The 21,829-nt window shown below is 70.5% G+C and carries 21 protein-coding genes and 1 riboswitch; of the genes, 6 read left to right on the top strand and 15 right to left on the bottom strand.

What is annotated here, in order from left to right; genetic code table 11:
* Positions 1 to 323 precede the first annotated feature (323 nt).
* A complete protein-coding gene (locus WH07_RS28440) occupies positions 324 to 596 on the top strand; it encodes a type II toxin-antitoxin system Phd/YefM family antitoxin (RefSeq protein WP_046506005.1) in 273 nt (90 codons plus the stop codon).
* Positions 593 to 862 (top strand): type II toxin-antitoxin system RelE family toxin, encoded by a 270-nt coding sequence (locus WH07_RS28435; RefSeq protein WP_046506003.1) that lies wholly within the window; start codon positions 593 to 595, stop codon positions 860 to 862. Before WH07_RS28440 ends, WH07_RS28435 begins: the two co-directional genes overlap by 4 nt.
* A gap of 88 nt (positions 863 to 950) precedes the next feature.
* Here the strand turns inward: WH07_RS28435 and WH07_RS40000 are convergent, their stop codons facing one another.
* The 10 genes from WH07_RS40000 to WH07_RS28390 form a co-directional block, all read right to left on the bottom strand.
* Positions 951 to 1,130 carry a hypothetical protein gene (locus WH07_RS40000; RefSeq protein ID WP_157877453.1) on the bottom strand — a complete coding sequence of 60 codons (180 nt, stop codon included), beginning with the start codon at positions 1,128 to 1,130 and terminating at the stop codon, positions 951 to 953.
* Positions 1,120 to 2,061 carry a Ppx/GppA phosphatase family protein gene (locus tag WH07_RS28430; RefSeq protein ID WP_046506001.1) on the bottom strand — a complete coding sequence of 314 codons (942 nt, stop codon included), beginning with the start codon at positions 2,059 to 2,061 and terminating at the stop codon, positions 1,120 to 1,122. Before WH07_RS28430 ends, WH07_RS40000 begins: the two co-directional genes overlap by 11 nt.
* Positions 2,058 to 2,624: a DUF501 domain-containing protein gene (locus WH07_RS28425; RefSeq protein ID WP_046505997.1), complete on the bottom strand. Its 567-nt coding sequence runs from the start codon at positions 2,622 to 2,624 to the stop codon at positions 2,058 to 2,060. The genes WH07_RS28430 and WH07_RS28425 overlap by 4 nt, the downstream gene beginning before the upstream one ends.
* Before the next feature lie 104 nt (positions 2,625 to 2,728).
* Positions 2,729 to 3,202: an FtsB family cell division protein gene (locus WH07_RS28420; RefSeq protein ID WP_046505994.1), complete on the bottom strand. Its 474-nt coding sequence runs from the start codon at positions 3,200 to 3,202 to the stop codon at positions 2,729 to 2,731.
* 257 nt (positions 3,203 to 3,459) lie between these two features.
* Positions 3,460 to 4,749, bottom strand: coding sequence for a phosphopyruvate hydratase (gene eno, locus WH07_RS28415; protein ID WP_046505992.1), 1,290 nt, complete (start codon positions 4,747 to 4,749; stop codon positions 3,460 to 3,462).
* Between the two features lie 266 nt (positions 4,750 to 5,015).
* Positions 5,016 to 5,870: a LysM peptidoglycan-binding domain-containing protein gene (locus WH07_RS28410; protein WP_079023625.1), complete on the bottom strand. Its 855-nt coding sequence runs from the start codon at positions 5,868 to 5,870 to the stop codon at positions 5,016 to 5,018.
* 2 nt (positions 5,871 to 5,872) lie between these two features.
* Positions 5,873 to 6,072, bottom strand: a riboswitch (cyclic di-AMP (ydaO/yuaA leader).
* Between the two features lie 442 nt (positions 6,073 to 6,514).
* Positions 6,515 to 7,417: a transglycosylase family protein gene (locus WH07_RS41825; protein WP_052744583.1), complete on the bottom strand. Its 903-nt coding sequence runs from the start codon at positions 7,415 to 7,417 to the stop codon at positions 6,515 to 6,517.
* 193 nt (positions 7,418 to 7,610) lie between these two features.
* Complete coding sequence (locus tag WH07_RS28400; RefSeq protein WP_046505990.1) at positions 7,611 to 8,918, bottom strand: cytochrome P450 family protein; 1,308 nt, start codon at positions 8,916 to 8,918, stop codon at positions 7,611 to 7,613.
* A gap of 49 nt (positions 8,919 to 8,967) precedes the next feature.
* Positions 8,968 to 9,984, bottom strand: a complete 1,017-nt coding sequence (locus tag WH07_RS28395; RefSeq protein WP_046506014.1) for a nucleoside triphosphate pyrophosphohydrolase — start codon at positions 9,982 to 9,984, stop codon at positions 8,968 to 8,970.
* Between the two features lie 159 nt (positions 9,985 to 10,143).
* Entirely contained in the window at positions 10,144 to 10,800 is a 657-nt protein-coding gene (locus WH07_RS28390) for a SurA N-terminal domain-containing protein (protein ID WP_046505988.1), read from the bottom strand.
* Between the two features lie 467 nt (positions 10,801 to 11,267).
* Between WH07_RS28390 and WH07_RS28385 the strand changes: the two genes are divergently transcribed.
* On the top strand, positions 11,268 to 12,437 hold the full coding sequence (locus WH07_RS28385; protein WP_198533911.1) for an acyltransferase family protein: 1,170 nt from the start codon (positions 11,268 to 11,270) through the stop codon (positions 12,435 to 12,437).
* Positions 12,438 to 12,572: 135 nt separating this feature from the next.
* Here the strand turns inward: WH07_RS28385 and WH07_RS28380 are convergent, their stop codons facing one another.
* Positions 12,573 to 12,977, bottom strand: a complete 405-nt coding sequence (locus tag WH07_RS28380) for a GtrA family protein (RefSeq protein WP_046505985.1) — start codon at positions 12,975 to 12,977, stop codon at positions 12,573 to 12,575.
* A 140-nt stretch (positions 12,978 to 13,117) separates the two neighbouring features.
* Between WH07_RS28380 and WH07_RS28375 the strand changes: the two genes are divergently transcribed.
* Positions 13,118 to 14,056: a class I SAM-dependent methyltransferase gene (locus WH07_RS28375; protein ID WP_046505984.1), complete on the top strand. Its 939-nt coding sequence runs from the start codon at positions 13,118 to 13,120 to the stop codon at positions 14,054 to 14,056.
* 286 nt (positions 14,057 to 14,342) lie between these two features.
* Positions 14,343 to 15,410 carry a chitinase gene (locus tag WH07_RS28370; RefSeq protein WP_198533912.1) on the top strand — a complete coding sequence of 356 codons (1,068 nt, stop codon included), beginning with the start codon at positions 14,343 to 14,345 and terminating at the stop codon, positions 15,408 to 15,410.
* A gap of 75 nt (positions 15,411 to 15,485) precedes the next feature.
* Here the strand turns inward: WH07_RS28370 and WH07_RS28365 are convergent, their stop codons facing one another.
* The 3 genes from WH07_RS28365 to WH07_RS28355 all read right to left on the bottom strand — a co-directional run bounded on the left by WH07_RS28365 (position 15,486) and on the right by WH07_RS28355 (position 19,972).
* Positions 15,486 to 17,018, bottom strand: coding sequence for a serine/threonine-protein kinase (locus WH07_RS28365; protein ID WP_046505982.1), 1,533 nt, complete (start codon positions 17,016 to 17,018; stop codon positions 15,486 to 15,488).
* Positions 17,015 to 17,608, bottom strand: a complete 594-nt coding sequence (locus tag WH07_RS28360; RefSeq protein ID WP_046505980.1) for a hypothetical protein — start codon at positions 17,606 to 17,608, stop codon at positions 17,015 to 17,017. Before WH07_RS28360 ends, WH07_RS28365 begins: the two co-directional genes overlap by 4 nt.
* Positions 17,609 to 17,848: 240 nt before the next feature.
* Positions 17,849 to 19,972 (bottom strand): N-6 DNA methylase, encoded by a 2,124-nt coding sequence (locus tag WH07_RS28355; RefSeq protein ID WP_046505977.1) that lies wholly within the window; start codon positions 19,970 to 19,972, stop codon positions 17,849 to 17,851.
* Positions 19,973 to 20,260: 288 nt separating this feature from the next.
* Between WH07_RS28355 and WH07_RS28350 the strand changes: the two genes are divergently transcribed.
* Entirely contained in the window at positions 20,261 to 21,109 is an 849-nt protein-coding gene (locus tag WH07_RS28350) for a hypothetical protein (RefSeq protein ID WP_157877452.1), read from the top strand.
* A gap of 57 nt (positions 21,110 to 21,166) precedes the next feature.
* Here WH07_RS28350 and WH07_RS28345 read toward each other — a convergent pair.
* Positions 21,167 to 21,829, bottom strand: a 663-nt coding sequence (locus tag WH07_RS28345; RefSeq protein ID WP_046505973.1) for an HNH endonuclease family protein, incomplete at its 5' end; no start/stop codon positions are given.

Here is a 21,829-nt window from a genome sequence, read left to right as displayed (position 1 = left end):
GTTGCCCACCCCTTGTGAGCTGGCCCTCCGCCCTCACGGGCCCCCGAACCACCCATCCGGTTCATCCGCCCGTAACGAGTCCGGAACCGCCCGGTATAAGACCCCGGCACCCCTCCAACGCCCTTGACGGGCCGCATGGATCGCCGATGGCACCCAAGGGGATCCAATTCCTTGTGAAGAACTTCACGAACTTTCTTCCGCTCCCCGTCCCGAACGCCCGGACCACCCCCGAAACGGGGTCACGGAGGGTCTGCGGCGGCGGCCTCGCGGCAGCGGTTCGCAGACATCCAGCGCGTGTACACGATCACGCGTACACTGACGTCATGACCGATAACGCCGTGACCGTCCGCGAAGCCCGCGCACACCTCGCGGACCACATCAACCGTGCCGAGCAGGGCACCCCGACAGTGATCACCCGCAATGGGGAGCCGGTGGCCGCCCTTGTGCCGATCGCCGACTTCGAGGCGCTGGAAGACGCGGCCGACGAACTGCTCGCGCGTGAGGCCGAGGCGGTCCTGGCGGAGGGCGGCCCGACCGTCACGATGGCCGAGCTGCTGGCGGACCTGTTCACCGAGCACACCGACAGCGCGGCATGAAATACGCGTTCCGCTTCACCGCCGCCGCGCAGCGTCAGTTGCGCGGCATCGACCGCCCCGCCGCCATGCGCATCCTGACCGTGCTGACCGCGCTCGGTGACGACCCGTACCGCGAGGACGCCGACGTCAAGAAGCTCAGCGGCCCGTCGGGGCTGTACCGCCTCCGTGTGGGCAATTACCGCGTCGCCTACCAGATCAACGACGGCGAACTCCTCGTCCTCGTCGTCAGGATCGGCGACCGTCGCGAGGTCTACCGCAACCTCTGACCGGCCGTGCCCCGTCAGCCGCGCGGGCTGGCGATCTCTCCTCCACCAGCAGCTTCAGCGCCGCCGGAGGTGTCGACGTAGTAGAGGCTCACCAGCGCTCTTCCTCGCGCAACGCGGCCAGCGCGTCACCCAGTCGGTCGGTGCCGTCGCCCGCCCGCATCCGCGGCCGGTAGCCGGGTCGCACCGCGGCGCGGACCTTGCCCTCCGCCGCGAGCCGGTCCAGTACCGGCGTCGCCTCCCGCTCCTCCACCGGGCGGCTAACGCGCATCCTCCGCGGCCTTCCAGGCGATGCCGTCCAGGATGTCGTGTTCGCTGACGACGACTTCCGGGGCGGACGTCCGTTCCATGATCGCGAGCAGGACCAGGGCGCCGGCGCCGATGACGTCGGTGCGGCCCGGGTGCATGACGGGGATGGCGGCGCGTTCGGCGTGGGTGACGGTGAGCAGGTGATCGGTGATGGACCTGACCTGCTCGTAGGGGATACGGGCGTGGTGGATCGCGGACGTGTCGTACGCGCGCAGCCCCAGCGCGACACCGGCCACCGTGGTCACCGAACCGGCGAGGCCGACCAGGGTGCGGGGTTCGCGCAGCGGGACCGTGCGTTCGGCGAGGTCGAGGGCCGCGTCGATGTCCGCGCGTATGGCGGCGATCTCGGCCGCGCTCGGCGGATCGCTGATGACGCCGTTCCGCAGGAGGTGCCGCTCGGTGAGCCGTACGCAGCCGATGTCCACCGAGCGCGCGGCCCGTACCCGGTCGTCGCCCACCACGAACTCGGTCGAACCACCGCCGATGTCCACGACCAGATAGCTGTCCCGCCCCGGCAGTTCCCGGGTGGCGCCGGTGAAGGAGAACTCCGCCTCCTGGTCGCCCGTGATCACCTCGGGCTCCACGCCCAGGATGTCCAGGACCCCGTGGACGAACTCGTCCCGGTTCTCGGCGTCGCGCGAGGCGGAGGTGGCCACGAAGCGGACCCGCTCGGCGCCGTGCTCCTTGATGACGGCCGCGTACTCCCGGCAGGCCTCGAAGGTGCGCTCCAGCGCTTCAGGGGCGAGCCGGCCGGTCCTGTCCACGCCCTGGCCGAGCCGGACGATCCTCATCCGCCGGTCGAGATCGGTCAGTTCGCCCGTACCGGCGTCGACGTCTGCGACCAGCAGGCGGATCGAATTCGTACCGCAGTCGACGGCGGCGACCCGGGTCACGCGCGCCCCTCCTGATCGTGCCGGGAAACCGGGGAGACCCCCGAGGCCACGCACGGCGTCACGCACGGCCCCTTCGCCCACCACTCCGGCAGCATCGCCAGCGCCTCGTCCCCCAGCGGGTTCACCCCGGGGCCCGCCGCCAGCGAGTGCCCGACCAGCACGTGCAGGCACTTCACCCGGTCCGGCATCCCGCCCGCGCTGGGGAAGCCCTCCAGTACCTCGATGGCGTCACGGCGCGCCAGATAGTCCTCGTGCGCCGCGCGGTACGCCGCCGCCAGTTCGGGGTCGGCCGCGAGGCGCTCGGTCATCTCCTTCATGACACCGTTCGCCTCCAGCGTGCCGATGGCCGAGGCCGCGCGCGGGCACGTCAGGTAGTACGTCGTCGGGAAGGGCGTGCCGTCGGGGAGCCGGGGCGCGGTCTCGACCACATCCGGCTGTCCGCAGGGGCAGCGGTGCGCGATGGCGCGCAGGCCGCGCGGCGGGCGGCCGAGCTGTTCCTCGAACGCGGCGATGTCCGCCTGGGTGGGCTCGGTGCGTTCGGTCTGCGGAGGAGGGGTGTCCATGCCTGCCTTGGTTCTGCGTGCGGTTGTACTGGCGGTGCCAGGTGCGTACATGAGCGTCCGCGTACGGATCCGAGTGTCCACGAGCCTGGCTGTCTACGAGTGTGCTACCGCTCCGGGCGGTCCGCGTTGTCCACCTCGTCCAGGACATTCGAGTACCAGGGGCGGTCCGTCGCGTCCCGGCCCTCCTGGTGCTTCCGTGCCGCGTCCGGGTCGATCATGGTGTATCCGGTCTCCCCCGGCATCACATAGTGGAGATGCTCCCGGGCCAGCCGCTCGATGTACGCGTCGTCCTGCAGCCGCGCCTTCTCGTCGCGCAGCTCCTCGACCCGCTGCCGGGCCTCGCGGGTCAGCCGCTCCTGCTCGGCGATCTCGTTCCGCTGCGACACGAACTGCCGCGTCGGATACGCGAGCGCCACCACCAGGGTGCACATGACCAGGGCGAGAAAGGCGGCCCGGCCGGTCAGCCGGGAGCGGCGGTCCTGGCGGCGGTTCTGCGAGCGGTAGACACGGGCGGCCGTCTGCTCGCCGAGCAGCCGCAGCCTGGTCGCGGTGGAGAACCGGTCCCGGTTCCCTGCCATGGCTCGCCTCCCCTGTCATGTACGTACGTCCCCGGACACGGTACGGGACCGGGGCCGGGGACGTACGACGACGGGCGGTACGGGACGGGCAGGAGGGCACCGGCGGGACGCCCCCCGGCTGCCACGTCCCCGCCCCGCCCTGTCGCGAGCGGGCGCTCACGCGGGGCGCGAGCCCTGCGTGAACCGCGAAGCGCCGTATGAGCCGCCTCGCGTGGGCCGTGAGGCCTTGGCCGAGCCGTAAAGCTGAGCCGTGAGGCCTAGGCGGAGCGGAACCGCGGGAACGCGCTGCGCCCCGCGTACACCGCCGCGTCGTCGAGGATCTCCTCGATCCGCAGCAGCTGGTTGTACTTGGCGACACGGTCCGAGCGGGCCGGGGCGCCGGTCTTGATCTGGCCGCAGTTCACCGCGACGGCCAGGTCCGCGATCGTGACGTCCTCGGTCTCGCCGGACCGGTGGGACATCATGCACTTGAAGCCGTTGCGCTGCGCCAGCTCGACCGCGTCCAGGGTCTCGGTCAGCGAGCCGATCTGGTTGACCTTGACGAGCAGGGCGTTCGCCGAGCCCTCCTCGATACCGCGCGCCAGCCGCTCCGGGTTGGTCACGAACAGGTCGTCGCCGACGATCTGCACCTTGGAGCCGAGCTTGTCGGTGATGACCTTCCAGCCGGCCCAGTCGTCCTCGAAGAGCGGGTCCTCGATGGAGACGAGCGGGTAGGCGGCGACCAGCTCCTCGTAGTACTCGGTCATCTCGGCGGCCGAGCGCGACTTGCCCTCGAACTCGTACGAGCCGTCCTTGTAGAACTCGGACGCGGCGACGTCGAGCGCGAGCGCGATGTCGCGGCCGGGCACATAACCGGCTTCCTTGACGGCCTCAAGGATCAGGTCGAGCGCGGCGCGGTTGGACTCCAGGTTCGGCGCGAAGCCGCCCTCGTCGCCCAGGCCGGTGGAGAGGCCCTTCTGCTTCAGGACCTTCTTGAGGGTGTGGTAGACCTCGGCGCCCCAGCGCAGCGCCTCGGAGAAGGACTCCGCGCCGATCGGCGCGATCATGAACTCCTGGATGTCCACGTTGGAGTCGGCGTGCGAGCCGCCGTTCAGGATGTTCATCATCGGAACGGGCAGCAGGTGCGCGTTCGGGCCGCCCAGGTAGCGGAAGAGCGGGAGGTCGGAGGCCTCGGAGGCGGCGTGCGCGACGGCGAGGGAGACGCCGAGGATCGCGTTGGCGCCCAGCGAGCCCTTGTTCTCGGTGGCGTCGAGATCGATCATGGCCTGGTCGATCAGGCGCTGCTCGGTGGCGTCGTAGCCGACCAGCTCCGGGCCGAGCTGCTCGATGACCGCGAGGACGGCCTTCTCGACGCCCTTGCCCAGGTAGCGCTTGGGGTCTCCGTCACGGAGTTCCACGGCCTCGAACGCACCGGTGGAGGCACCGGAGGGGACGGCAGCACGGCCGGTGCTGCCGTCGTCGAGGCCGACCTCGACCTCGACCGTGGGGTTGCCTCGGGAGTCCAGGATTTCCCGGGCTACGACGACGTCGATGGACGGCACGAGCATCTCCTTCTGGGATGTGACGCGTGGAGTGCAGGGCCTCATTGGCCTTGCGGCAAGAGCCTAACCGTCCTAGGGGTACGGGCCTGTCGGCGCCCGCCCGCTGGACAGAATGAGCACCCGAGCGCTCCTGGACGGGCCCCGGCCCGGCGCGCGTACGGGGGATCACGCGCCGGGCCGGGGCGGTCGGGTGGCCGATGAGGGCCGGGCGGAACGGACCGGTACGGCGCCACGGCCGGGCCCGGCCGGTCCGTTCCGCGCCGGTCCGGCGGTCAGCGGAGGTGGAGCTGCTGTCCCGGGTAGATCAGATCGGCGTCACGGACGATGTCCTTGTTGAGGTCGAACAGCTTCTTCCAGCCGCCCTTGACATGGTGGGCCGTGGCGATCCTGGACAGGGTGTCGCCGGACTTGACCTTGTACTCGCCGTCGCCCTTCTTGATCGTCGTGTTGCCGGTGGCGGCCCGGCTCTCGCCGCGCGAGGCGGGCTGCGCTCCGGTACGGGCTCCGCTACGTGCGGACTCCTGCCGGGGCTGCGTCTGCCGCTGGGCGGCCTGGTCGCCCGTACCCGAATCGGAACGGGACCCTGAGCCGGAACCGGAGCCCGAGCCCGAGCCCGAACCGGAGGCCGAGCCGGACCCGGAGCCCGAACCCGAGCCGGCCGAGCCGCCGTCGTACGTCGCGCCCGAGAGGTTCACCCCGCAGGTCGGCCACGCGCCCTTGCCCTGGCCCGCGAGGACCTTCTCGGCGACGGCGATCTGCTGGGACTTGGAGGCGAGATCGGCCCTGGCCGCGTACGCCGTTCCGCCGTAGGCGGCCCAGGTGGAGCTGCTGAACTGGAGTCCCCCGTAATAGCCGTTGCCGGTGTTGATGGACCAGTTGCCGCCGGACTCGCACTGCGCGACCCGGTCCCACTCGGAGGCGGTCGCGGCGGAGGCGGAGGTGGCGCCGATCAGCGGGACCGCCACGGCGGCGCCGGTGATCCCGGCGAGCGCGGCGTAGCGGGCGGTCGTGGAGCGGGCGGGACGGCGGTGCTTGCCCTTGCCGGAACGGCCGGACCGGCCGGCTTCGCTGACATCGCTGACATGGCTGACACGACTGGCACGACTGGCACGACTGGCACGCAGCATGGAACTCTCCTCACCGACGCCTACGAGGTGAGCTGTCGGGTTCGGGCCATGTGAGTTGCCCGGCCGGGTGTGACGGGTCCTGTCCTGCGGACAGCACCTGGCGCACCCGGCTTCACCCCGAGCCGGTCGTCGGCCGTCTCTCGACGGCCGGGCCCGGCACAAACCGTGGTTCCCCCGCTCCTGCCTCCGGCGCTTGACGCGAACTACTTCCCTTCGGCCGCCGGCAGGATTCGGCGTGACGGTCGACGGGGCCCGCGGTGCGAGCGATTCAGACCGTAGGCAGAGGCCCGCCGGTTCTTCAAAGAAGTACATCGGGGACAAAAATCCCCTTAACGACCGTCCAGGTTTAGGCGTTTGCGCTGGTGAGGACCTAAGTCTGCGCAATGCACAGGTCAAAAGTCCTCAGTTGCCGCAAAGAGACGCTTGTCTCACTTGCACAGAAGAGGACATAGAGCGGCGAAACGCCCCGCCGATCGCCGGGCCAACTCCCCCGCGAACGGCTTCTGTTCCACGCCTGGATCAGGACCCTGACCAGGGCTTACGGGCCACAGGTCGAGCCGGGGACGAGCGGGAGACGAGCGCCGGACGAGCCGATGGCCCGCCCGGTGCGGGCCGGGGGCGGGCGACGCCCGCCCCCGTTCACCTCACAGCCACCCGCCCGGCACCTTCAGGCCGTCGGCGATGAGCCAGTTGCGCTCGGCGGGCCGGTCGGTGTCCGCGGCGCCGGGGGCGTCCGAGGCCTCCGGCAGGACATCCGTACTCCGCGACAGTCCGTCACCCCGTGAGGCATGACGGCCGTATTCATAGCCTTCGCCCGAGACGTCCGGTACGGCGTCCTCCTGGGCCGCCGGGCCGCGGTGCTTGCCGGTGGCCGAGTCGCTGCCGCCGACCGTCGTGCCGCCGAGGCCGCCGGGAAGGGCGCTCTCGATGCCGTCGGGGCCGGGCGTACCCTCCGTACCGTCCGTGCCCTCGGCGGAAGCGGAGGCTCCGGGCGTGGGGACGTCGGACGGACCGGAGGGGACCGGCTCGCCCGGCCGCGCGCTCGCGCCGGCGGACGGGGAGGACTCGCCACCAGGAGTGGCCGAGGGGCCGTCCGACGGACCGGCGCCCGACTTGCCCTTCGAGCCCTTGGTGTGGTCCGAGTCGCCGCCGAGGTCGACGTCCGGAAGCAGGGCCTCCACCAGACCGGAGACCGGGGCGCAGCTCGACCAGGCCTTCACGCCATCCGCGGAGAGCACCTTCTCGGCTATCGCTATCTGCTGGGAACGGCTGGCGAGGTCGGGCCGGGCCGCGTACTCCCCGCCGCCGAAGGCGTCCCAGGTCTCCTGGGTGAGCTGGAGGCCGCCGTAGTGGCCATTGCCGAGGTCCGCGCTCCACATGCCGCCGCTCTCGCACTCGGCGACCCGGTCCCAGGTGGAACCGTCCGCGGCGCTGGCACCGGAGGCGGCGAACAGCGGGATGGCGATGGCCGAACCGGTCACCCCCGCGGCGACGATCAGAGCGGGAGCCTGGCGTGGTCTGCGGTGTCGGCCGTTCCCGGAGCGCATGCGATTGCCTTCCGTGTGACTGTCGTTTCGACTACGGCGGTGGTGCTGCTGAGTCGTCGGTGAACGTAGCGGTACTCGAACGCCTGTCACAAGTCGATGCAGCGGAGATCACGTGAAAGTCACAGTCTTGACGACCCGTCAGTTATTCGGGCTTGACGCACGCCGGTACGACGGCGAAACCGGCAGCCGTCCATCAGCCGGACAATGGCGTGAACTGCACCGGAAGTGTGCGCAATCCCCGCATGATGAGCCCGCCACGCCAGCGCAAATCCACCGGATCCACGGCAAGCCGCACATCGGGAAGGCGGGTCAGCAGCGTAGCGAGAGCGGTCTGACCTTCGAGACGGGCAAGCGGTGCGCCGAGGCAGTAATGGATTCCGTGCCCATAGCCAAGGTGCTGATTGTCACGCCGGGCAAGATCGAGAGTGTCGGGTCCGGCGAACCGCGCGGGGTCGCGGTTCGCCGCCGCGAGTACGACGAGTACGGGATCGCCCGCCGCGACCGACTGCCCGCCCAGCGTCAGCGGCTCGGTGGCATAACGCCAGGTCGCCAGCTCCACCGGCCCGTCGTAGCGGAGCAGTTCCTCGACCCCACTGGCGAGCAGCTCCGTCTCGCCGGCGTCGATCGACCGCTGGAGCCGGGCGCGCTCCCCGGGATGGCGCATCAGCGAATAGAGGCCGTTGCCGATCAGATTCACGGTCGTCTCGAAACCGGCGAACAGAATGATGAAGGCCATCGCCGCGGCCTCGTTCTCGGTGAGATGCTCGCCGTGGTCACTTGCCCGGATAAGACCGGAGATCAGATCGTCGCCGGGATTCTCCCTTTTGCGATGGATGAGTTCGGCCAGATATCCCCGTATCTTCTTGACGGCCCGCGCCACTCCGCCGCGCGGCCCGGCGCCGTTCCCCCCTTTTGTATGGCGCAGCATCATTCCCGCCCAGTCGCGGAAGTCGTCCTGGTCCTCGGCCGGCACCCCGAGCAGATCGCAGATCGCGTAAATGGGGAGGGGAAAGGCGAAGTCATGGATCAGATCCGCCTCGCCCTGCGCGGCGAATCCGTCGATGAGCCGGTCGGTCAACTCCCGTACCCGAGGCGCGAACTCGGCGATCCTCCGTGGCGTGAACGCCTTTGACACGAGCCGCCGCAGCCGGGTGTGGTCGGGCGGATCGATATTCAGCAGATGCGTCATGAGCGCGGCGTCCCGCTCCCCCGGAATCCCGGTCTTGCCCTTGGCGTGCGCCGACCCGGCATGGTGCACGGGATTCTTGGACAGCCGCGCGTCGGCGAGTGCGGCCTTGGCATCCCCGTACCGCGTCACGAGCCACGCCTCGACACCGCTGGGAAGCCGGGCACGATGCACAGGCGCCCATTCACGGAGCCAGGCGTACGCGGGATAGGGATCGCTGGCGAACTCCCAGGTGAAGAGCTCGGGCGCGGCGGGAGTGGAAGCGGGGGGCGTCGGTGTCACCGGTCGACGGTAACCGGCCGGCCGGAGAGCCATGACGCGGCCCGGGCCGCGGCGGGTGCGCGGGACCGCAGCGCAGCGCCTCTCAGTTCCGCGCCCTTCCCCTCTCTTCCGCCGCGCGGATCGCGTCCCTATAAGTACGGGCCGCCGCGCGCAGGGCCGTTTCCGGGTCCGTGCCGGTCTTTTCGGCTTGTGCGGCCAGGGCGAGCAGGTCGTAGCCGATGCCGTCGCCCGTCGGGAGCGGGACGTTCAGGCCCGCCGTGCGGACGCGGCCTGCGAGCTTGGAGGCGAGAGCGAGGCCGGGCTGGGTGAGGGGGACGCCGTCGGTGATCGAATCGCGTTGCTTCTCGACCGCTTTGGTACGGAGCCAGTGTGCCTTGACCTCCTCCGGTGTCTCCGCTGTTTCGTCGCCGAAGACATGGGGGTGGCGGTGGATCAGCTTCTCCACGATCGTGGCGGCTACATCGTCGATGGAGAACGGCTCGCTGCCCTCGTCGAGCCCGTCCTGCGCGATACGGGCGTGGAAGACCACCTGGAGGAGTACATCGCCCAGTTCCTCGCGGAGTTCGTCGGCGTCGCCGTCCTCGATCGCCTCGACGAGTTCGTACGCCTCCTCGATGCCGTACTTGGCCAGCTCCTTGTGGGTGCGGGTCGACGACCACGGGCATTCGCGGCGGATCCGGTCCATGACATGGACGAGATCGAGGAGCCGGGCGCCGGGCAGGTCGTACGAGCCGGGGAGCAGCTCCAGGTCGGGCATCTGGACGCGGCCGGAGCCGGCCAGCCGCGCGAGGCCGTCGGTCAGGGTGCCGTCGCCCGCGCCGCCGCCGCCGTCACCGGCACCGGACGGGATGACCACGACCGTACGGCCGCCGGCGCAGGCGTCGACCAGGTCCTGGGCGCCGACGGAGGCGGGGTGCTCGACGGTGACGCCGGCCTCGCGCAGATACGGGAGCTGTGGATGATCGCGGTCGGAGCACAGCACGCGGTCGGCGGTACGCAGCGTCTGCCAGGCCGGCCACGACAGCAGCCCGGGCGCGACCCGGTGGCTGGCGGTCAGCAGGACGATACGGCCGGGGGCGGCGGGAACTTCGTCAGTCACCACTCGAACCTACCTCCGGCCGGACCGGTCCCGTGACGCCGGACCGGTCCCGTGACGACAGCCGGACCGGTCCCGTGACGACGGCCGCACCGGCCTCGTGACCGACGGCCGCACCGCTCCCGTGAGCCGGGGCGGCCGAGGGCCCGCCCGGCTCCGGGCTCAGGCGTCCGACGGCTCCTGCTCCGGTGCCTGCTGGGTGACCTGCGTGATCCAGGGCAGCTTCGCCTCGCCGAGCCGGACCTGCTTGTAGTCCCAGCTCCCGTACCGCGGATTGACGTCGATACCGAGCTTCTCCGAGGTCTTGGTCAGATCAGCGAGCACCACCTGCTGCCCCTCCGGGGTCATGGTGTTCGCGCCGAGCGCCTGCGCCAGCTTGTTCAGCAGGACCTCACGGCGGATCGCCGAGTCGATCTGCCCGGCGGAGAGCGCGCCCTGCTGGAGCAGCATCGCGGCGAACTGCTTCTCGCCGCCCGACTGCGCGGCGGCCTGCTGCCGGGTGGTCTGGATCTCCTTGCGGGTGATCTTCACCCCGGCCTCGTCCGCGGCCTCCTGGAGGATCCGGTCGAAGATCATGCTGTTGAGCTTAGCCTGGCCGAGCTGCCCGGTGCTCTTGACGAGCTGCGCGCCCTCCGGCGTGGACTCCTGCGCGTCCCGGACCTCCCGTACCTGGTCCTGGATCGCGGAGACCTCGATCCGCTCGCCCCCGACGACCGCCGCGGCTCCGGGATGCGTGTCATTGCCGCAGGCGGTGAGCAGGGGGGCCGCGGCGAGGAGCGCGACGGAGACGGAGAGCGCGGTGCGACGGCGGCGGTGCAAAGGGGGCCTCCCGGTGATTGTGCGTCGATGCACAAGGCCTTGCAGTGTCGATGGTAGGCAGTCGGCGTGGCCTGGGCCACTGGTTCGACCAACGATTAACGGCGAGATTGGGGTACGCGCGCTCTCACGCACACCCCGGAGCCGATCCCGGCGCACTGTCCGGAGCGCAGCCCGGCCCCACCACCGGAAGTTCATCCAACAGCCACCTGTTCGATCATTCTGTTCATCTGACGGATGTCGCACCGTTCACCCGGGGCCGTCTAGGGTCGCTCCGCTGAGGGCTGCCGCGCCGCCACTCACCAGGCCTTCTGAGCCCCGCCCCGAGCGATGGACCGGACGTACCGACCCACTACCGGTACCGACGGCCCCGGGGCGGCCACGCGCACGGCGAACGCCCGTACCGTCCTTGGCAGGCAGCAGCCCCTGCCCACCCCGCCGCCGCAGTAGGAACGAACGGAACATACGGAATGTCTCAAGCGACACTGGCTCGGGTTCCGGATCCGGAACCGGTATCCGAGCCGGAGAGCCGCCCCGCGCCCCCGAAGGACTCCGCGCCGAAGCAGGACCGGATGCGGGCCCTGGACGGACTGCGCATCCTGGCGGCCCTCATGGTCTGCGTCTTCCACTACGCGGGGAAGGGCCAGACCGCCCATGCCTGGGGCCAGTCGCCGAAGGAGCTGTTCCCCGATCTGTCGGCGGTCGCCACCTACGGCGCCCTGGGCGTCCAGCTCTTCTTCGTCATCAGCGGCTTCGTCATCTGCATGAGCAGTTGGGGACGGTCGCTCGGGGACTTCTTCCGCTCCCGGGTCTCACGTCTCTACCCGGCGTACTGGGCGGCCATCGTCCTCACCACCGCCGCGTGTGTCGCCCTGCCCTCGGTCATCGAACCGCTGCGCCTCAACGAGGTGCTGGTGAACCTGACCATGCTTCAGCAGCCCATGGGCGTGGACCGGGTGCTCGGTGTGTGCTGGACCCTCTGGGTCGAGGCGCGCTTCTATCTGCTCTTCGCGCTCTTCGTGGTGTGGAAGGGCGTCACGTACCGCAGGGTCGTGATCTTCTGCTGTCTGTGGACGGTGGCGGGGGTGTTCGCCCGGGTCGCCGACAACCCGCTCACCGACGAACTCGTGATGCGCGACCACGCGCCGTTCTTCATCGGCGGGCTCGCGCTCTACCTGATCCACCGTTACGGGAGCGACCTGCTGCTCTGGGGCATCGTCGCCACGAGCTGGCTGCTCGGCCAGCGCTACTCGACGACCGCGCTGTGGAGCCCGAACGCGACCTCCGCCTTCCAGGAGCGCTCGCCGTACGTGATCCTGCTCATCGTGACCTTCGCTTTCGCGGCGGTCGCGGCCGTGGCCCTGGGCTGGCTGCGCTGGGCGAACTGGCGCTGGCTGACCTTCGCGGGCGCGCTGACGTACCCGTTCTATCTGGTCCATGAGCATCTCGGCTGGTTCGCGATCAGCATTCTGCACCGGCACTTCGGCCTGGAGCCGAGGCTGACCTTCATCGCGACGATCCTGTCGATGCTGACGCTGGCATGGCTGATCCACAAGCTGGTGGAGAAGCCGTTCGGGCCGCGGCTGAAGCGGACGATGAAGAAGCAGGCGGACCGGGTACGGACGCAAGTCCTGACGTGATCCCCGTCTGAGCCGCGCCTGATCCCCGTCCTGACGGCCGGGCCACGGTCCGGGTACGCGCTTTCGCGGCGCGCACCCGGACTGTCGCGTTTCAGCGGCAGGTCACGCGCCGGCTCGGATCGCGCGGATGAGCCGTCACGCGCCCCGGCCCGCCCCCGAGATCACCGGCCGCTCCGGGCGGAGCATGATCGTACGAGAGACCACGAAGGTGACCGGGACGGCCGCCGCGGCCGCGAACAGGGGCGCGTAACGGCTGTTCTGGTGCAGGACGTCCACCAGCAGATAGACCCCGCTCGTACTGATCACGAAATTCGCCGCGTTGGTCAGCGGGAACAGCAGGAACTTCCGCCAGGTCGGCCGGGTCCGATAGGTGAATCGGCTGTTCAGGAAGAACGATCCGACCATGCTCAGCAGAAACGCGAGAATATGCGCGACGACATAAGGGAGCCGGATCAGCATGGTCAGGTAGCACACGTAGTACGTACCGGTGTTCACCACGCCCACCAGGGCGAATCTGAAGAGCTGGACCCGGACCGTCACCTCTGGAGTGTGGCACAGCCGTTTTCGTACGACTCAGCAACCACACCTCCACATTTCGTCCACTTGCCTCTCATCAAGACTTCATCTGTTCACCATCCACAGATGGCCTGGAGAGGGTGGCGCGGGCGTACATTCCGCGCATGCCATCCCTACTGAGCAACCGGCTCACGAGGCGGATACTCCGCCCCGCCGCAGCCCTGGTGGACAAGCGCATCCAACGTTCCGCGTCCGGCCTGCGCACCGATCTGGAAACCCTTCGGCGTGAGGCGAAGGAATTGCGCGAGCAGCAGACGGAACTGCGCAACCAGCAGTATGCGGTCGGCCTGCTCTTCGACCGGACGGGGCGCAGCGGCCACCGCGTGCCGAGCCCGGCGGAGATCAACGGTCTCGTCCGTGAGATCGCCGCCGTGTCAGGGGAGGACGGCGGACTCGCACGACGGAATGTGACCATCGCCTTCCGCAATGTGATCGCCCTGGAGTCCCTGGCCGTGGGACGGCTGGCCGGCTCCACGTCCAACATCCTGGGCAAGCTGTCGACCGTACCGCTGCTCAAGCCGCCGAACGAGAACGTCCTCGAGATCGGCACCCTGCACGGCCTCTTCGCGGCCACGCTGATGCGGATGCTGCACCGCGCCGGCGTGGAGGCGGAGCTGACGATCGTCGACCCACTGGTGGGCAGCCAGCTCCAGCCGGGTGCGGGGATGGGCGCCGAGCCGACCGGTACGCCGGTACGGGAGGACGTCGTCCGCGCGAATCTGGCGCTCGGCGGGCGCGCGGGCGCCGAGGCACGCGTCCAGCAGGGCTTCTCCGGCGACCCCAAGGTGCGCTCCGCGGTCTCCGACCGGAAGTACGGCGTGATCATCGTGGACGGTGACCACTCCGCGGAGGGTGTGGCCAGCGACCTCGAATGGGTCGAGGAGATCGTCGCTCCGGGCGGGATCGTCGTCCTCGACGACTTCGGCGACCGGAGCTGGCCCGGTGTCCAGGAGGCCGCGGAGAAGCACCTGGCGAGCGGCACCTCCCGGCTGGAGCTGCTGGGCCGGGTCTCCACCTCGGCGTTCCTGCGGGCACGCGCCTGACACCGGAGCGCTGCACTCCGGAGCGCTGACTCCGGAGCACCGGCACCGAAGCACCGAGCACCGGCACCGAGCTGACGCCGGAGCACTGATACCTGGGCGCCCGGCGCCCGCGCACACCCGCACGCCCCCCGCGCGCCCCGTTGGTCCAGACCTATTGACGAAAGGTCTGGACCAACTTACGTTGAGTGATGATTTCCGCCCACTCAGCCAGTGTTGATTGTCATGGACACCTCCATCGACCGCAGGGTGGTGGCGGCCGGCCGTGGCGAGAAGGGAGCACGGTGTGATCGCTCGGACGGTACGTCTGCTGGGGGCCGGCCTCGCCCTGGCCTTCGTCATGCAGGGCCTGGCCGCCGCCGCGCCGGCCGCGCCCCGGGCCGAGGCCGCGGCGCAGGACGTGACCTGCGCGGTCAAGTCGAAGCCCACCGGCAAGGTGCTCCAGGGGTACTGGGAGAACTGGGACGGCGCGGCCAATGGCGTCCACCCGCCGCTCGGCTGGATCCCGATCACCGACAGCCGTATCCGTGAACACGGCTACAACGTGATCAACGCGGCCTTCCCGGTCATCCGCTCGGACGGCACCGTCCTCTGGGAGGACGGGATGGACGCGACGGTCAAGGTCGCGACCCCGGCCGAGATGTGCCAGGCCAAGGCCTCCGGGCTCACCACGCTCCTCTCGATCGGCGGCGCCACGGCCGGTATCGACCTCAGTTCCAGCGCCGTCGCCGACCGGTTCGTGGAGACGGTCGTACCGATCCTGAAGACCTACAACTTCGACGGGATCGACATCGACATCGAGACCGGCCTCGTCGGCAGCGGCAACATCAACACGCTCTCCACCTCGCAGGCCAACCTGATCCGCATCATCGACGGTGTGCTCGCCCGGATGCCCTCGAACTTCGGCCTGACGATGGCGCCCGAGACGGCGTACGTCACCGGGGGCAGCGTGGCGTACGGCTCGATCTGGGGCGCGTACCTGCCCATCGTGAAGAAGTACGCGGACAACGGCCGGCTGTGGTGGCTGAACATGCAGTACTACAACGGCAGCATGTACGGGTGCTCGGGCGACTCGTACTCCGCCGGTACCGTCGCCGGGTTCACCGCGCAGACCGACTGCCTGAACCGGGGACTTGTCATCCAGGGCACCACGATCCGGGTCCCGTACGACAAGCAGGTCCCGGGACTTCCGGCGCAGCCGGGCGCCGGGGGCGGCTATATGGCGCCGAACCTGGTCGCGCAGGCCTGGAACAAGTACAACGGCGGCCTGAAGGGCCTGATGACCTGGTCGGCCAACTGGGACGGCTCGAAGAACTGGACCTTCGGGAACAACGTCAAGTCGTTGCAGGGCCGCTGATTCCTGAAACGTCGTCAAGTCTTAGCGGGGTCCGGGCGTTGAACGCGCTCGGGCCCCTCGGCCGTTCCGGCGGCCTCAGGCCCTGAACCGCTGCTGGCGCTCCAGGGTCCGGCGCAGTTCGACCGGGAGAGCGTGGTACGCCCCGTAGGCGCGCTCCGAGTCCCAGAGCAGGCTCTGCAACTGCTGCTGGGCCGCCGCGTGGTCGCCCACCGCCAGGAGCAGATGGGCCACCCGGTGCCGGATGTCGAAGGCACGGCCCGGGTCGCTCACGACGCCCGGCTGCCCGTTCTCGTAGTACGGCAGGACCGCGCGGTACTCGGCCAGCGCGGCGGACGCCTCGCCGAGCTGCTCCAGGCACTGCGCGGCGTCGTAGCGGAACTGGAGCGTCTGCGGATCGCCGGGCCCCGCCTCCGCGGTCCGGTCCTCGGCCAGCCTGCGCAGCTCGGGCAGCGCGCGGCGGTACTGCCCGTCGTCCATCAGCGTCGAGGCGTACTGCTTGCGGAGGATGCGGACGACCGGGGAGTGCTCGCCGTGCTCCACCGCGGCGGCCGGGAGGATGCCGCCGAGGATGTCCACGGCCCGGGTGATGCTGCCCTCGCCGAGCAGCCGTTTCACCTCGTCGACGGCGGCGGCGACATCCGGCCGTCCCGCCGGTACGGGCTGCTGCTGCGGCGCGGGCGCGGTCGGCGGGGTGGTGGCCCGGTCGGGCCAGGGGGCGTGCGGGCGCAGAAAGGGGCGCGTCGGGTCGAGCGGTCCCGCCGCGCGTCCGCCGCGCAGCGGCAGCAGCGGGGTGAGCTGTTCGTACACCTCCTGCGCTCCGGAGGGGCGGTGCTGCGGGTCCTTGGCGAGCAGCCGCAGCACGATCAGCTCCAGCGCCTCGGGTATCTCGGGCCTGATCCTGCGGACCGGCACGGGTGCCTCGTACAGATGCCGGTGCAGCACCCCGAGGGCGGTGGTGCCCGCGAACGGGACGCCCCCGCTGAGCAGTTCGTGCAGGAGCACCCCGAGCGCGTACAGATCGGTGTACGGGCCGACCGCGCCGCCCATGGCCTGTTCGGGGGCCATATAGGCGGGGCTGCCGATGGGCGATCCGGTGTGGGTGAGGCGGGTGGTGTCGGAGTCGATGACGGAGGCGACGCCCAGGTCGAGGACGATGACCGTACCGTCCGGCCTGACCATGACATTGCGCGGCTTGAGGTCGCGGTGGACGATCGGAACGGCGTGCACGGCGGCCAGTACGGCGCAGAGCTGCGCGGCGACCGAGACCGCCCACGGCCAGGGGTACGGGTCGTGCTCGGCGAGATGGTCGGCGAGGTCGGCGCCCTCGACGTACTGCATGACGAGGTAGAGATCCTCGTCGTCGCTGCCCGCGTCATGGACCGTGACCAGACCGGGGTGGTCGACCCGCGCGGTGACCCGGCACTCCCGGACGAAGCGCCGGCGCATCTCGTCGGCGGCGGTGGCGGCGGCCATCCGGTCGGGACGGAGCAGCTTCACCGCGACCCGGCGGTCCAGCCGCTGGTCGTACGCGGTCCAGACCTGGCCCATGCCGCCCTGTCCGATCAGGGTCGACAGCTCGTAACGGTCGGCGATGACCCGTCCGTTCACCGGCTGTCCTGACCTTCCCGGCCGCCCTGGCTCTTGCGCAGGATGTCACTCAGCTCGTCCAGCTCGGCACGGACCTGGTCGATACGGGGCGCGGTCCGCGGCGGCGTGGGCGAGGGCTGGACGGGAGGCTGGGCCTGGGCCGAGGGCTGGGGCCGGGCGGGAGCGGCGTACGGGGGCTGGTAGCCGTACCCGTACGGCGGAGGCGTCGCCTGCGCCGGCTGTGGCGTGTACGGGACCGTCGGTATTCGGCCGGTCCGGGAGTAGTGCCCGATGTCAAAGACCAGGAAGTAGGCGGTGATCGCGATCGCCGACAGAACGAGGACGCCCAGCAGGGCGACGTCCCCGTTCGTCGGCTCCGCGTTCCCGCTCGTCGCGATGTACAGGAAAAGCCCCAGCTCCCAGCCGAGAGCGACGCAGAACAGCACCCAGTCGACCGCCCGGCGCCGCATGACCGCGATCCTCAGCATCGCCGCCCAGCCGAGGAATCCGAAGCTCAGCACCGTGAGAGCCACGAACAGCACCCGCAGGGTGATGAGCATGGCGATGTGCGGTCGCCGAGGGGGCGTCGGCGCGAAGCCGGGGCCGAACATGACTGCTTGCTCCTGGATGCCTGGTGGACTGGGCTCGCACACCGCAGCGCGTCCGGCGGCATCCGGCCAGGGACACCATGCGAAAACGGATACGAATGCGGTGCTGATCTGAGCGTATACATCGGCGCGGACAACGGGTCGGGGTTGTGCACAACCGTTGCCGAGCTGATCAGCTGCCCTGATCAGTTGCCCGTTGCCGAGCCGGTCGGTCGCCGGGCTGATCGCATCACGGCGCCGCCGTCACATCCCGACGCTGCCGTCCGCCAGACCGTCGTACATCCCCTGTACGAGCTGCTCGCCGAGCTGTCCCGCCAGCCTCAACGCTTCCTCGAACGCGGCCAGCGCCCGGAAACGCTCCCCGTACCGCCGCTGGTCGGCGAGCGGCAGCCGGGGGAGCTGGAGCCTGCGGGCGTCGAGCCGGGTCGCGGTGGAGGCATAGCTGCTGGCCTGCCGGGTGTTGGCGGTGCCGCGCAGAAAACCGGCCAGGAACCAGGGGTCGAGCGCGGCAGGATCGGGCCGCAGCAACTGGAGGTTGCGGCCGAGTGCCGCGCCGGCCATGGCGCCGTCCACGACCCGCGCGACCGCGCCGCCGCCGAGTACGGGCACCACGACATCCCCCTCCTCGATCCGTACGGGCTCCTCGGGCGTCCCGTCGGGGAGCAGGCCCGAGGGGGCGCGGCCCGTGAGCAGGTCGTGCTCGGTGAGGACCGGTACGGGTGCGGGGGCGCCGTCCGCGCCGGGCATGGCGCTCGTGGCCTCCGCGGTGGTGCCCGCGCCGCCCGTGTACAGCACCAGGGCTCCAGCGCGGGCGAGTTCACCGACGGTGGTGGTGAGCCGATGGGCGGGCGCGGCCCCCGCCGCTTCGTTGCCCGTCGTGAACAGTGCTTCGGACGGGGCGAGTTCGGCCGTCAGCGTCAGCGTGCCGGCCAGCCGCTCGCGTACGAGGGCGAGTTCGGCCGTACCGTTCGCGGCGGCCGGGGGCGGGAGATGGCGTGCGGGTGCCAAGTCCACATCGTCATCGAGGAGTTCGACGACGGGCAGCGCCCGGCTGACCCCGGGCTGCTCCTCGGCCGTGCCCCGCCGGTCGAAGGGCTGCCAGGCGTCGAGGACGGTGGTGTGGACGGTCGCCCAGTCGACACCGTCCCGGCCGCCCCCCGCCGACAGTTCGGCGGTGTCGACAAGCAGCAGTTCGGGCGAGGGCCGCTCCCCCGCGACCGGTTTGCGCAGGACCCAGAGGTGGAGCGGGATGCCGTACGGGGGCGCCGCTCCGGCGGGCAGGGCGACCACGGCGCGCAGCGCGCCCCGGCGCAGCAGATCGGCGCGTACCCGGCGGCCCGAGCGGCGGGACGCGGCAGCGGGCGGCATCAGCAGGACGGCCGTACCGCCGGGCCTCAGCCGGGCCAACGCATGCTGGACCCAGGCGAGTTCCGACTCCGTACGGGCCGGGAAGCCGTACTCCCAGCGCGGATCGTAGGCCAGCTCGTCATGGCCCCAATTGCGCTCGTTGAACGGCGGGTGGCAGAGGACGGCATCGACGGCGAGGCGCGGGAAGGCGTCGGCGCGCAGCGTGTCCCCGGCGCGCGCCCGGACCTCCGCGTCGGTGTGGAGGGCGAGGCGCAGCCCGGCGAGCGCGGCGAGTTCGGGGGCGGCGTCCTGGGCGTGGAGGACACCGGCGTGCGGTACGGCGCACAGGAGCGCGCCGGCACCGGCGGCGGGGTCGAGGACGGTCGCCTTCCCGGCCGGGGCACCGTCGGGCGCGACCGGGTCGGCCAGGGCGGCCATCAGCGCGGCGGCCTCGGGCGGGGTGAGCGTGTACTGGCGCGGATTGGCGTCGAGATGGCGGCCGAGCAGGAACTCGAAGGCCTGGAGGGCGCCCAGCTCCGCCGCGAGTTCCGCGACATTGCGCAGCATCGGTACGGAAGGCAGGAGCTCACGGGCACTTGGGCTGTGAACAGCGCTCTCCATCCTGTCGCCGAAGCGGGGGGCGAGCACCTCGCCGAGGGCCGTCGGCAGCAGCTCGGCGAGCCGGTCGTCAGGGGCCGCGGCCAGATACCGCCAGCGCGTCGGCCTGTCCCGTACGAGCAGCAGGACGCAGCCCGCGCGGACCAGGGCGGTGGCGGTGCCCGCGCTGTCGCCGGAGAGTTCCTGCCAGACCCGTTCACGCAGTGGTACTTCGGCGAGTTTCCCCTGGTCACGCAGCCATCGCTCGACCTCGGTCAGGGCGAAGGAGGGGCTGGTCTCGGTGCCGCCGACGGGCTGCGGGAAGTCGCTGTGCCGCCGCCGCCAGTTGCTGACGGCGGCCCGTCCCACCCCCGCGAGCCGGGCGATTCCCGCGGCCGTGACCTCTGCTGCGTTCTCCGGCACCTGGCTGCCTCCCTCTCACCGTAGGGCTCTGTGGGGCTCTGGGGCTCTGCTGTGGCGTCGAGCATAGCGGCGCGGACGGACACTCACGTTCACAGCGTAGACCTACCCCGCAAGCGTGATTGCCGTTGACTCGGTTCACAGCATCTGCTCTCATTGACTCGTGGCCATACCAATCATTCCTGAAGTCATGGTCACAACTGCCGGGTCACCGGATCGCCGTACACACGCCGTACCCACGCTCCTCCCCCTCTCGAATGCCCGCTCCCGAATGAATCTGCGGAGAACCTCATGACTGTCACCACCGCACCCCGATTCCGCCGAGGCACGTTCGCCGCGGTCTGCGCGGTCGCCGTCCTGACCCTCGCGGCCTGCGGACCGTCCGACGCGAAGGGCTCGGGCGGCTCGAACGCCGACTCCGGCACGGGCTCCGGTTCCGGTTCCGGTTCCGGTTCCGGCTCCGGCTCCGGCTCCGGCAAGAACACCGCCAAGAAGGCTGAGCCGTTCGCGGACCTGTCGGGCCCCGAGATCGCCGACAAGTCCTTCGCCGCGGTCCGCACCGCCTCCTCCCTGACCCTCAAGGCCGATATGAAGGACGCCGGGGATCATGTCGTCACGGACATGGCCCTCAGCAAGAAGGGCGACTGCGCGGGCACCATGTCGCTGAACGACGAGGGCACGGTGACGCTGTCCAAGCTCGGCCCGACCGTCTACATGAAGTACGACGAGGAACTGCTGCGGGCCCAGGGCAAGGGGTCGCCCAAGAGCGAGACCGACGCGGTGGTCGACATGCTGGCCGGCCGGTGGGTGAAGACCGACACCAAGGACCCCGACGCCAAGGACCTGGTCGGGTTCTGCGACCTCGACGAACTGCTGTCCGGCTTCGAGGAGGGCGACACCGTGGCCCGAAAGGGCCCGCTCACCACGGTGAACGGCCGTCAGGCGATCACGCTCACCGAGACCGACGGCAAGTCCGACTACACGGTCTACATCGCCACCCAGGGCGAGCCGTACCTCCTGAAGGTCGTCACCACGGGCGAGGACCCCGGCACCCTGGTCTTCACGGACTACGACAAGCCGGTCCCGGCCGAGGTCCCCGCCGACAAGGACATAGTCGACCTGGACAACCTGACCGACTGACGACCGCCGGCCGCGGGAACGGCTGCCCGGCGGCCTGGTTCGCGGTGCGTGCCGTCGCTACTGGCCGCCGCACTGGGCCAGCATCGTCCTCTTGTCCGGTGCTGTCACCGGGAGTTCGTACTTGGTGGCCACCTGGGCGAAGCGCACCGCGTACGAGCAGCGGATCCCGCGGTCCGGGGGGAGCCAGGAGGCGGGGCCGGAGTCGCCCTTGGAGCTGTTGGACGGGCCGTCGACCGGGATGAGGTTGAGGGGATCGTTCGCGAGCTGCTCGCGCTTGTCCTTGTCCCAGCGGGCCGCGCCCATCTGCCAGGCGTACGACAGCGGGACCATGTGGTCTATCTGGACGGCCGCCGCCTTCTGCTTCGTCCAGTCGATGTCCTTGCCGGTGTACGGATCGTGCAGCGTCATCGACACGACGACGCAGTCGGAACCGGACCGCAGCCGGACGTCCTGCCCGTCCCTGGCCAGGAGGTCGTTCCTGGTGTCGCATCCGTTCCGCGCGAGGGGGACGCCGTCCGCCGTGTCCATCCAGGCATAGCCGAACTTGTCCCGTTCGTACCCGGTCCTGGGCCCGCGCCCAGCGGTCCGCAGCGCGCCGATGAGCTGCCGCGCGGTCGCCCTGTCGGCCTCGGAACCGATCACCCCGAGCCCGGGCTCCGTCCCCCGGGGATTCCCCAGCGGCCCGGCCCCACCGCCGACGGCCGCCGACGGCTCCGCGGG

Source organism: Streptomyces odonnellii (assembly GCF_000981895.1).
Lineage (GTDB): Bacteria > Actinomycetota > Actinomycetes > Streptomycetales > Streptomycetaceae > Streptomyces > Streptomyces odonnellii.
Note: the sequence above shows the minus strand (reverse complement) of the source record. Positions and strands in the feature narration are given on the sequence as shown.

What these genes read in the sequence shown, in the direction of transcription:
- eno (WP_046505992.1), bottom strand. Translation starts at nt 4,749, where the DNA reads ATGCTCGTGCCGTCCATCGACGTCGTCGTAGCCCGGGAAATCCTGGAC.
- WH07_RS28425 (WP_046505997.1), bottom strand. Translation starts at nt 2,624, where the DNA reads ATGGACACCCCTCCTCCGCAGACCGAACGCACCGAGCCCACCCAGGCG.
- WH07_RS28385 (WP_198533911.1), top strand. Translation starts at nt 11,268, where the DNA reads ATGTCTCAAGCGACACTGGCTCGGGTTCCGGATCCGGAACCGGTATCC.
- WH07_RS28410 (WP_079023625.1), bottom strand. Translation starts at nt 5,870, where the DNA reads ATGCTGCGTGCCAGTCGTGCCAGTCGTGCCAGTCGTGTCAGCCATGTC.
- WH07_RS28360 (WP_046505980.1), bottom strand. Translation starts at nt 17,608, where the DNA reads ATGTTCGGCCCCGGCTTCGCGCCGACGCCCCCTCGGCGACCGCACATC.
- WH07_RS28375 (WP_046505984.1), top strand. Translation starts at nt 13,118, where the DNA reads ATGCCATCCCTACTGAGCAACCGGCTCACGAGGCGGATACTCCGCCCC.
- WH07_RS28350 (WP_157877452.1), top strand. Translation starts at nt 20,261, where the DNA reads ATGACTGTCACCACCGCACCCCGATTCCGCCGAGGCACGTTCGCCGCG.
- WH07_RS28435 (WP_046506003.1), top strand. Translation starts at nt 593, where the DNA reads ATGAAATACGCGTTCCGCTTCACCGCCGCCGCGCAGCGTCAGTTGCGC.
- WH07_RS28420 (WP_046505994.1), bottom strand. Translation starts at nt 3,202, where the DNA reads ATGGCAGGGAACCGGGACCGGTTCTCCACCGCGACCAGGCTGCGGCTG.
- WH07_RS28400 (WP_046505990.1), bottom strand. Translation starts at nt 8,918, where the DNA reads ATGGCTCTCCGGCCGGCCGGTTACCGTCGACCGGTGACACCGACGCCC.
- WH07_RS41825 (WP_052744583.1), bottom strand. Translation starts at nt 7,417, where the DNA reads ATGCGCTCCGGGAACGGCCGACACCGCAGACCACGCCAGGCTCCCGCT.
- WH07_RS40000 (WP_157877453.1), bottom strand. Translation starts at nt 1,130, where the DNA reads ATGCGCGTTAGCCGCCCGGTGGAGGAGCGGGAGGCGACGCCGGTACTG.
- WH07_RS28440 (WP_046506005.1), top strand. Translation starts at nt 324, where the DNA reads ATGACCGATAACGCCGTGACCGTCCGCGAAGCCCGCGCACACCTCGCG.